Consider the following 9,255-nt stretch of genomic DNA (forward strand, 5'->3'; position numbering starts at 1 on the left):
CTTGCCAATCCCACCGCACCCGCCGTCCTTCCCCCTGGGAGCTGGCAGCGGATCCGGCAGTGTCGGACTCGTGTCGCCCACGGCCTTGCCCGGGTCGTAGGGCCGGAAGGTGCTGCTGGTGTTGTGCAGGTTGGTGACCTTGTTGGGTACCTGCAGCACCGTGTTCGGTGTCAGTGGCGCCGAAGGCTGGCCGTCCAGGCCGTTGGCTTCGGCCAGCAGGTACCACAGCTGCGCATCGCCCCACAGTGACCGCGCAATGTTCTCCAGCGTGTCACCCTCGCGCACCGTGTAGCTGCCAGGAGCCGGTCCGGGGAAGCCCGCATTGATCGGCTGGTAGTTCTCGTCGAAGTCCGCCGAGTTCGTGGGCGTGAACTTGCGGTACTTGTCATCGGGGCTCTGCGCTGCCGTATTGCGCGCGAGTTGCTGTGCATAGTCCTCGCGCTCCACGCCGTCGTTGCCCACGTTGCCCACGCGCTTGCCATCGAAATAGAAGTAGCGGTGGTCGCGACTCTTGCTGGCGCCGCTCACGTTGCCGTCGGCGCCGATCTTGCCGCCGATGAGCTCCTGGCGCTGCAGCACCTGGCCCTCCGCATTGGTCCAGTACGAGAAGCTGCGCGGCGTGGTCGCGTTCCGGTCCGTGGCCGTCTTCAGGTGCCCGTTGGCGTCATAGCCGAACGCCGAATAGCCCGGCGGCTGCGGCCTCCTGGGGTCGTAGCCCGTGCTCGCGGGATCGAGCGTGATCGAGGACTGCTTGGCGTTGTCCCACCACTCGTAGGCATAGTTGCTGATCATGCGGGTGATGACGGCAGCAGGATCCTGGGCACTGGGGTTGAAGTTGTTGAAGGCGTTGGTCAGCGAGTCCACCTTCGACAGCGTGCCGTCCTTCATCAAGGTGTAGGCTGTCGTCGTGTCGGACCACTTCCTGCCGTTCGTTCCTTCGGTCAGCCGATGCTCCAACTCCACGGTGAGCTGGTTGTCCTTGTTCCAGGTGCGGTCCTTCCGCGTGCTGAGTGTCCCGTCCTTGAACCACTCTTCGTAACGCGTCACGCGCCCCGCCAAATCGTTGGTGCGGCGGCTTCGCAGCACACCGTCCATCACCATCGTGGTCATGTTGCCCGCGCCGTCATAGTCGTAGACCTCGCGGTGCCCGTCGTTGGCGTAGGTGGCCGCTCTGCGCTGACCGGCGTCGTCGTACTCGATGGTCGCGCCATCGCCCGAGCCGCCGCGCCAGATCTGCCCGTTGGCCATCTGCCCCATGGTCGTGGTGAAGCGGTTCATGCCGTCGTAGGCATACCAGTAGTCCTGCACGTCCTTCTTCTGGTCGACGATGTTGAGGTAGGTGCTCTTCACACGCCGGCGGTTGCCGTTGGCGTCGTACTCGTAGTCGATGACGTAGCGGGCATCGTCGATCTTCTTGACGCGGTTGTAGGCGTCATAACTCACTCGCGACCACTGGAACACCATCGCCACATTGCCTGCGGTGGACTTGAAGCCCTCGAAGATCCGGTTGCCGTTGTTGTCGTACTCGAAGGTGCTTTCCGTCGATACGCCCAGATCGATGACCTTGCGCAGGTAGCCGTTGTCGTAGTAGCTGTAGCTGATGTTCTGGCCAGAGGTTCCGGTCTGGCTGGAGATGAGGCCCGACCAGTTGTAGCCGTAGGTGAACTGGTGGCCGCCCAGGTCCTGCTTCCACATCGTGCGGCCGAACAGGTCTTTCTTCAGCGTCTGCGTCCTGCCGTTGGCGTCCGTCGTGGTGTGGACCCAGCCGCCCGTGTTGACGCCACCGGCCGAGCCGATGCTGTTGTCGTAGGTGTAGCCGTAGTTGACGCTCGCGCCCTCGGGCGAGACATAACGCGTGACGCGCCCCATGGTGTCGTAGTAGGTGCGTTCGCGGAAAGTCAGTGCGTTCGCGTGCGCGATGCGCTGCCCCAGCACGTCATAGTCATAGGTATCGAAGGCGCGGGTGCCATCGGCGGGATTGACGGGGCGCCACACCTTCTTCAATCGGTTGTTGAAGTCGTACTCGTTGTTGGTGACGCGAAGATTCTCGTCGGTCACTGTGCGCAGATTGCCGAAGACGTCGTAGCTCTTGCGCACCGCCACCAAGCTGCCTGCCGCTGCACCGGGGTGCCACTCGGCCACGGCCTGCCCGGCCGCGTTGAGCTCCACGGTGCTCTGGTTGCCGTTCGCATCGCGCTTGCCCACCAGCTGCCCGTTCAGGTCGTAGCTGTAGTGCTCGGTGGGCCTTGTCGTTTGCACCTGGCCGTTGGCCAGCGTGACGTCCACGCTCGGTCCGATCTTGTCGATCAGCAGGCCCAGCGTGTTGTAGCGCAGCTCGTTGGCGTTGGTGTTGCCGTCGATCTCGCTGGTGACGTTGCCGAACGCGTCGTAGGTCTGGCGGCGCTGGATCACCCAACTGTTGTTGATGACGTCTTCGCCGGGCAGGTTCGGGATGGCCCAGCGCACGTCCTTGTTGTCGGCGCCGTTGTTCAGGCGGAAGTAGCCTTCCCCGTTGCCGATCACCGCGCCCGCGGCGTTGTACACGTCGTAGACGAACTCGTATTCCTTGTCCGGGTCCAGGTTGTTGGCGGTCGCATCCCACTTGAAGGCGGTGTTGGCCTTCACGCGCGTGGCCGACACCTCGGTGAAGTCCTTTGCCGTTGCACCTTTCTCCCGGTAGCGAAGCTTCATGGCCCGGCCTTCAGGAATACCCGGATCGAAGGTCATCACCTGGTGCTTGACGTTGCCGGTCAACCTGGCCTTGGTTCCGTCCTTGCTGATCGCACCGATCGTGGCCTCGCCGGTGGCATCGGTCAGTATGAAGCCGTCCTCGTCGCGGGCCACGAAATGCAACCTGTAGCTGTACAGGCTGCGCTTGTCCGGGATGAGATTGGCAGCATCCCAGACCCACTGGGCAATGTCGCCGGCCGCTGAGCGCGGGATGGTGATGGAGCCCCTCAGTCCCCCGGGGCTGAGTGGCTCGTAGTCGATCTGCAGGGTGCGCGCGTCGACCGGGATGTCGCGGAAGGTGACGCTCGAGGGCGAGGCTGCCAGCGGGCGCATGTCGTAGTACGAAGCGCCGGGGTTGACGGTTCCCTTGAGCCGGTCGACCACCACGTTGCGGTTCGTATCCAGCACTTCGATGATGACGTCGCTCGCGCCGCCGTCGAACTGAACGTCGAAGCGCCCTGTTGCGCCGTTGGGCAAGTACGTGCGTTGCGAGTACTCTCCCTGGCTGCCTTGCGGTCGTTGCAGCACCCGGATGGCGGAGCCGTTGATTCGCAGGCCCGTGAAATGCGCTACGTTGTCGCTGGTGAAAACCGGCTGGGCCGGCGCCACGGACGATGAGGATTGGCCCGAGGCCGGGTCGTACTGGATCGACTGGCGGCGCACGACCGTGCCGTCCGACTGCGTCACGATCAACAGTATGTCCAGCGGCCCCTGGCCGTCCAGGCGTGTCAGGTACGCGCCGTCGACTGAGACCCCGTTCAGGCTGGAGCCGCCCTGGCCGGCCTTGAAATACGGCAGCGTCTGTGAGAACGGACCGTTCGAGCCGCGCGGTCGGCTGTACAGCTGGATCGTGTCGGTGTCGCGCGCCTCGCCCCCGGTCAGTCGCATGAAGGTGCCGCTGAGCGATCGGTTGATGTTGGGCCACGTCGGTTGGCGCACGTTGCCATTGACCACGACGATGTCCTGCCCACTGGCGGTGGTAGCGATGACCCGCAGCGGAATGGGCAGCGCCGCGTTGGTGGCCAGGCCGGTCAGGAAATACATGCTGACCGGAGGAAACTGCGAGTACATCGGGCGTACGGTCACTGGCCAGTTGGTGATCCGGCCCAGATAGCTGACCGCCATGCCCACTTCCACGCGCCACGTCACGGCGCCGTAGAGGTTCTCGATACCCGCATGCCAAGCACCGCCGCCTGCACCAAGTACGACATCCGTCACACCCTTTAGAGTGGAACTGATGTTGCCCGCGCCGCCCTTTGCGCCGGGCACCTCCCAATTGGCGATGCTGCGCACGATGCCTCCGCTGACAGGCATTCCCAGCGCACCGACCTGGCCCGTGGCCGACCCGTCGGAGGGCCCAGCGATCCAAGTGGAGTTGGCCTCGGCCAGCGCCGGCGCCACGTCGATGTCCAGCCCGCCGAACTTGCCCGAATCCACATTGATGGGCGCTGCGACCATCCGCAGGTTCGGCCGCGATGCATCCATCTTGGGCTGCATCACGCTCACGACGCGGTTGTCCTGGTCGTAGGACGTGATGGTGATCAGGATGTCCGGGTTGGGGTGGGTGCCGTCGCCCGCGATCTGCTCCCACGTCATAGCGCGCAGGTCCACGCGCTGGGACTCCAGTTGCAAGGTGGCATTGCCTGCGAGGTCGTACATCCAGGCCTTGTTCACGCCGCCCTGCGCGTTGGTGCGCCACAGGCGGCCGGCCTTGTCGTAATCGTAGTACTCCTGGGCTTGTCCCTGCGCGTTGCCGCTGCCGGTGCGCTTGCTGGTCAGCTCGCCGAAGGTGTTGTAGCCGAGCGTGATGGTGTTGGCCACGTTGAAGACCGGCATGTTGGCAGCATCGCGCTGCCCCGTGAAGCGACGCACCTCGCGGTTGGCCGCGTCGTAGCCGATGCTGACGATATCGCGCGAGACCACGCCGTCCGCATCCATGCGATCCGTCATCTGGGCCGTGGTGTTGCCGTTGGCATCGCGCCCATAGCTGATCGTCTCGTCCTTGGCCGTGGTCATGGACGTGCGCACGCCGGTGGCGTCGTAGCCGTAGCGCACGATCTGATCGTCGCTCTCCACGGCGTTGTCGGTGCCGCGGCGGATCTCGCGGCGCACGTTGCCCAGGCCGTCGTACTCGTAGTCGGTGGCCTGGCGCACGAGTGTGCGATTGAAGTCAGCTGCACCCGGGCGCTGCGCGCCCAGCAGCCGCCCGAGCGCGTCATAGCGCATGTCGCTGCGCCGACCCTCCGCGTCGATGATGGCGCTCTTGTTGCCCATGGCGTCGTACACGGTGCGCTGGGTGGCGGAGGTGCTGGCTTCGCTGAGAGCGCCGTTGGCCGCGACGCTGCCATAGACCACGTTCAGCCTGGACTCGCTGAGCACGCGCGCATTGCGGTCGTAGCTGTACTCGGTGATCTGGTCGCCCGCGGCCGGCCTGAACTTGGCCAGCACGTCGGCCATCGCCGTGCTCTCGCTCAGGCTGCCAAGCTCGATGCCCTGCAGATAGCGCGTCTGGCGCAGCACGGCGCCATTGGCATCGCGCTCCCAGCGCACGCCGTAACCCATGGCATCGACCTCGAGCACCTTCTGGCCGAGCTTGTCGTACCAGACGAGGGTGGCCGCGTCCTTGCCGTTCTGCTCGCGCACCACGTTGCCGTTGGCATCGTAGAAGCTGCGCTTGACCACATCGCTCGTGACCGCCATGTTGTATTGGTGGCCCTTGGCGTCGTAGTCGCCGGACTGCACACCGGCGATGGTGCTGCGGGTCACGCGGTTGTTGGCATCCACCTGGTAGGTGGTCAGGCGCGCGTTGGCTACGTTCACCGGCGTGGGCTGCGCATCGCCCACCGGCAAGGCGAGCGCGTCGCCATACACGCGCTGCGACATGACATTGCCGGCCGTGTCGTAGCTCCAGGCGCTGAGCGTGCCGGTGGCACTGACCTCGGCCACCTTGCGGTTGCTCGCGTCGAACCAGCTGCGCGTGCGGCCGCCGTTGGGGTCCACCACGGCAATAAGGTTGCCGCTGGCATCGTAGGCCTTGGTGCGCGTAGGCGCGATGGTGCTCCAGCCTTTGCCATCCACGTAGATGCTCACCTGCGCCTGACGCTGCTCGACCTCGCGGTTCAGCGCGTCATACCTGAATTGCGTGACGCGCTGCTCGGGCAGGCCGGCCGCCTCGGTCGTGGTGGTCTTGTTGCCGAAGGCGTCGTAAGCGTAGTGGTTGACTACCGCCACCGACTGTCCGGCGGCGTTCCTGCTCTTGATGGGCAGCGTCTCGCTGGCCACCCTGCCGAGCTGGTCGTAGGTGTAGGCGGTGACGCCGTCGAGCTTGTTGGTGAGCGTCTCGCGCTGGCCCAGGGTGTTGTAGGTGTAGGACTCTGCGTTCGATTCGGCGTCGATGGTTTTCGTAAGGCGCCCGGCGGCGTCGTATTCGAAGCGGGTGAGTGCGTCGCTGGGGTTGGCCCCCGGCAGCGCCGGTGGTTGCGCGATCCCGTAGGTGCCGCTGACCCTGTTGAAGTAGCGCTTGACGCTCAGCGTGTGTCCGAGCGTGTCGTAGGTGGTGGCGGTGGCGTAGCCCTCGGGGTCTACGCTGAGCGTCACGCGCCCGGCGGCGTCGAAGTAGTAGAAGGCCGCGTTGCCGCGCGGATCGGTGATCTTGACGACATGGCCGTTGGCGTCGTACTCGGAGCGCGTGACGCCGCCCAGGGCGTCGGTCGCGCTGAGTTTGTGGCCGGCCGCGTCGTAATCGGTGGTCGTCGTGTACAGGGCGGCCAACGCCTGTCGCTGGGCCGTGCTCAGGTCGGAGGCCTTCAGCGCGCCGCCCGCGGCATTGACGTACTTCAGCTGCAGGCGCTGGGTGAGCGCCCAGGCGCTATCGCTTTGCGAAAGCTCGACGCCCCGTGCATCGATGGTGCGGGTCAACCGACCGATGCCGTCGTAGACGAACTGGGTGGTGGCCGCCTCGGGCTGCCCCAGGGCCTGGGTCTGGCTGGTGCGGTTGCCGGCCGCGTCGTAACCGTAGGCGGTGATCTGCAGCGGCTGGCCGGAGGTGGATGCAAACTGGACCGCTGCATCCAGTTGGGCCTTATGGGTGTTGGTCGTCGTCGCCGGTACGGCCACCGGGTAGCGCACGACGTACGTCAGGCGACCGCTTGCGTCGTACTGGCGCTGCACGGCGTAGCCCAGAGCATCGACGGTGAGGGCCTCACGGCCCATGCCATCGTAGAAGATGCGCGTGCGCTGGTCGCGCGCCGTATCGGCCCGTGGTGTTGGCGTGGTGCCGGCCGTCCATGTGGCCAGGTCGATGGGGTTGGCCCAGGCCGTGCGTTCGGTGATGTTGCCCTTGCCGTCGCGTACAAAGGTGACGACGGCGCCCATCGCATCGACCGTGGCGCTCAGGCGCCCGCTCTTGTCGTAGACGCTGTATTGCTGCTGGTCTTGCCCGGGTGTCTCGGTGACCAGGGCCTGCAGTTGGGCTACGGTGAGCGCGGCGCCGAGTCCTGCCATGCTGATGGGCTTTGCATAGCGCGTGATCAGTGTGATTCGGCCCGCTTCGTCGTAGCTGTTCTTCTCCAGCTGCCCCAGAGGACTTAAGGTATAGACCAGACGCCCGGCGGAGTCGTATGCATAGCGCGTGACCTGACTTTGTGTCTTGGCTGCAATGAGCACTGGTGTCGCGGTGGTCGGCGTCACGCTGCCTGCGACCTCCGATTGCTCGAGTTGATAGGCTGTGACACGAAAAGGACGAGCGTCGTTCGAGGTGAACTTGACGATTCCGAAGTACGCCGTCGAGCGCGACGCTACGCCGGTAGTTGCCACGCGATATTGCTTGCCACCGAGATGCTGCACGACATACGCGAGGGGATCTGCCATGCGCCCAAGAGATGCAAAGGCAAACGAGTTCGCGGCGTCCCGCGCGTTTTCGTTTCCAAAAGTTGGTGCCAAACCATCTTCCATCTCCACAATCACGGACATTGTGTATGTCGCACCGCGCGTCAATGACTGATGCAACTTATAGGCACCTGCATACCCAAGGCGCGACGGATCGGTCCCGATCCTGAGCGCGCCTGCGAATCCTTCCATCTTCGATGCTTCAACGTCGCCGATCCAGTTCGACGTATCGCCCAACCCATCGGCGAACTCGCTGCCCGTAAAAAGGTTCGTCCCTGCCTCCTGGTCCTTGATATAGGCGCGGCTGATGAGGTTGCCGTTCTTGTCGTAGTTTTGCGAAGTCACATTGCCCACGCCGTTGGTGTGGGAGAGCTGTCGACCGGCACGGTCGTAGACATAGGTGTCGTGCTGATCTCGGGTAGGTTCTGCCACCAACGCTACGGCGGCGGCCAGGGCAGTCGCCGTTGCTGCCGTTGTCACCGGGACTCTCGTGCTGTACGCAAAGCGTTCAGTGACGTTGCCGCTGGCATCGAAGACTTGCCGCACCACCGCGCCGGTGCCATCGATGCTGAAGGTCTTGCGCCCCAGGGCGTCGTAAGTATTGCGCGAGCGCTGGTCGTGCATGTCGTCGGCCGCGACAGGCGGGTCAATGCTGCCGTTCCATTTGCTCAGGTCGATCCGCTGGGCATAGGCTCGGGTCTCCACAACGTTGCCGGTGGCGTCGTACTGGTACTCGACCACCGCGCCGGTGGCATCCACGGCGAAGCGCAGCCGACCATCTCGGTCGTAGCGCCGGCTCTGCGTGGTCGCCAGGCCCAGCGTGGGCAGCGCGGCCTGCATGGTTGACAGGCTCGGTGCAATGCCATTCCAGGCGGCCACGGGCACGAACGCGGCGTACGTGGTCTGGCTGCTCAGGCGACCCTCGGCGTCGTAGTCGCTTTGCTGGACGCCGCCCATCGCGTCGATGGTGAAGGCCAGCCGATTGGCCTTGTCGTAGATGAAGAGGGTGGCATTGCCCTCGCCGTCGATGGACTTGGCGACGTTGCCCTCGGCATCGTAGGTGTAGCTGCGCGTGAGGTTCAGACCCAGCGGGTCGACCTGCTCCTTGATGCGCCGTCCGGCGCCGTCGTAGGTGTAGCGCGTGAGCTTGCCGTCGGGCCCCTGGACGCTGAGCGTGGTGCCATCTGCGTCATGGGTGTAGACGGTCTGCAGGTTCAGTCCTATATACGCGCCGTTGGATGGGTCGACGGTCTGGCGGGTGACGCGGCCGTTGAGGTCGTATTCGGTGATGGTGACGATGCCAGCGGGATCGGTCACGCGGATCGTCTGGCCCTTGGCGTCGTACTGGTAGCTCGTGGTGAGCTGGAGTCCGGAAGGGTCGAGCGTGCGCGTGAGGAGGCGGTTGACGGCGTCGTAGCTGTAGGTGGTGACGGTGCCCCTGGCGTCCGTCGTGCTGAGCTTGAGGCCGGTCTTGTCGTAGGTGGCGCTGGTGCCGACGCCTTCGGGGGCCTGGGTCTGCAGCAGGTTGCCGCTCTTGTCGTAGTCCGGATACTCAAGACCACCATCTGCGGCACCGACCTGCACATCCTCAAGGGAGACGTGCCCAGCTGCACGCCGGGGCGCATCCTCGGCCACGAG

General features: G+C 64.9%; 2 protein-coding genes. One reads left to right on the forward strand and one right to left on the reverse strand.

The window, feature by feature from the left end:
• A partial coding sequence (locus QMO14_RS31780) for a LysM peptidoglycan-binding domain-containing protein (RefSeq protein ID WP_301512054.1) occupies positions 1-9,141 on the reverse strand: 9,141 nt, incomplete at its 3' end.
• Between QMO14_RS31780 and QMO14_RS31785 the strand changes: the two genes are divergently transcribed.
• Positions 9,127-9,255: alcohol dehydrogenase catalytic domain-containing protein (locus QMO14_RS31785; RefSeq protein ID WP_301512055.1), on the forward strand; the 129-nt coding region annotated here is incomplete at its 3' end. The genes QMO14_RS31780 and QMO14_RS31785 overlap by 15 nt on opposite strands.

The organism is Variovorax sp. CAN15, from assembly GCF_030462475.1.
Lineage (GTDB): Bacteria > Pseudomonadota > Gammaproteobacteria > Burkholderiales > Burkholderiaceae_C > Variovorax.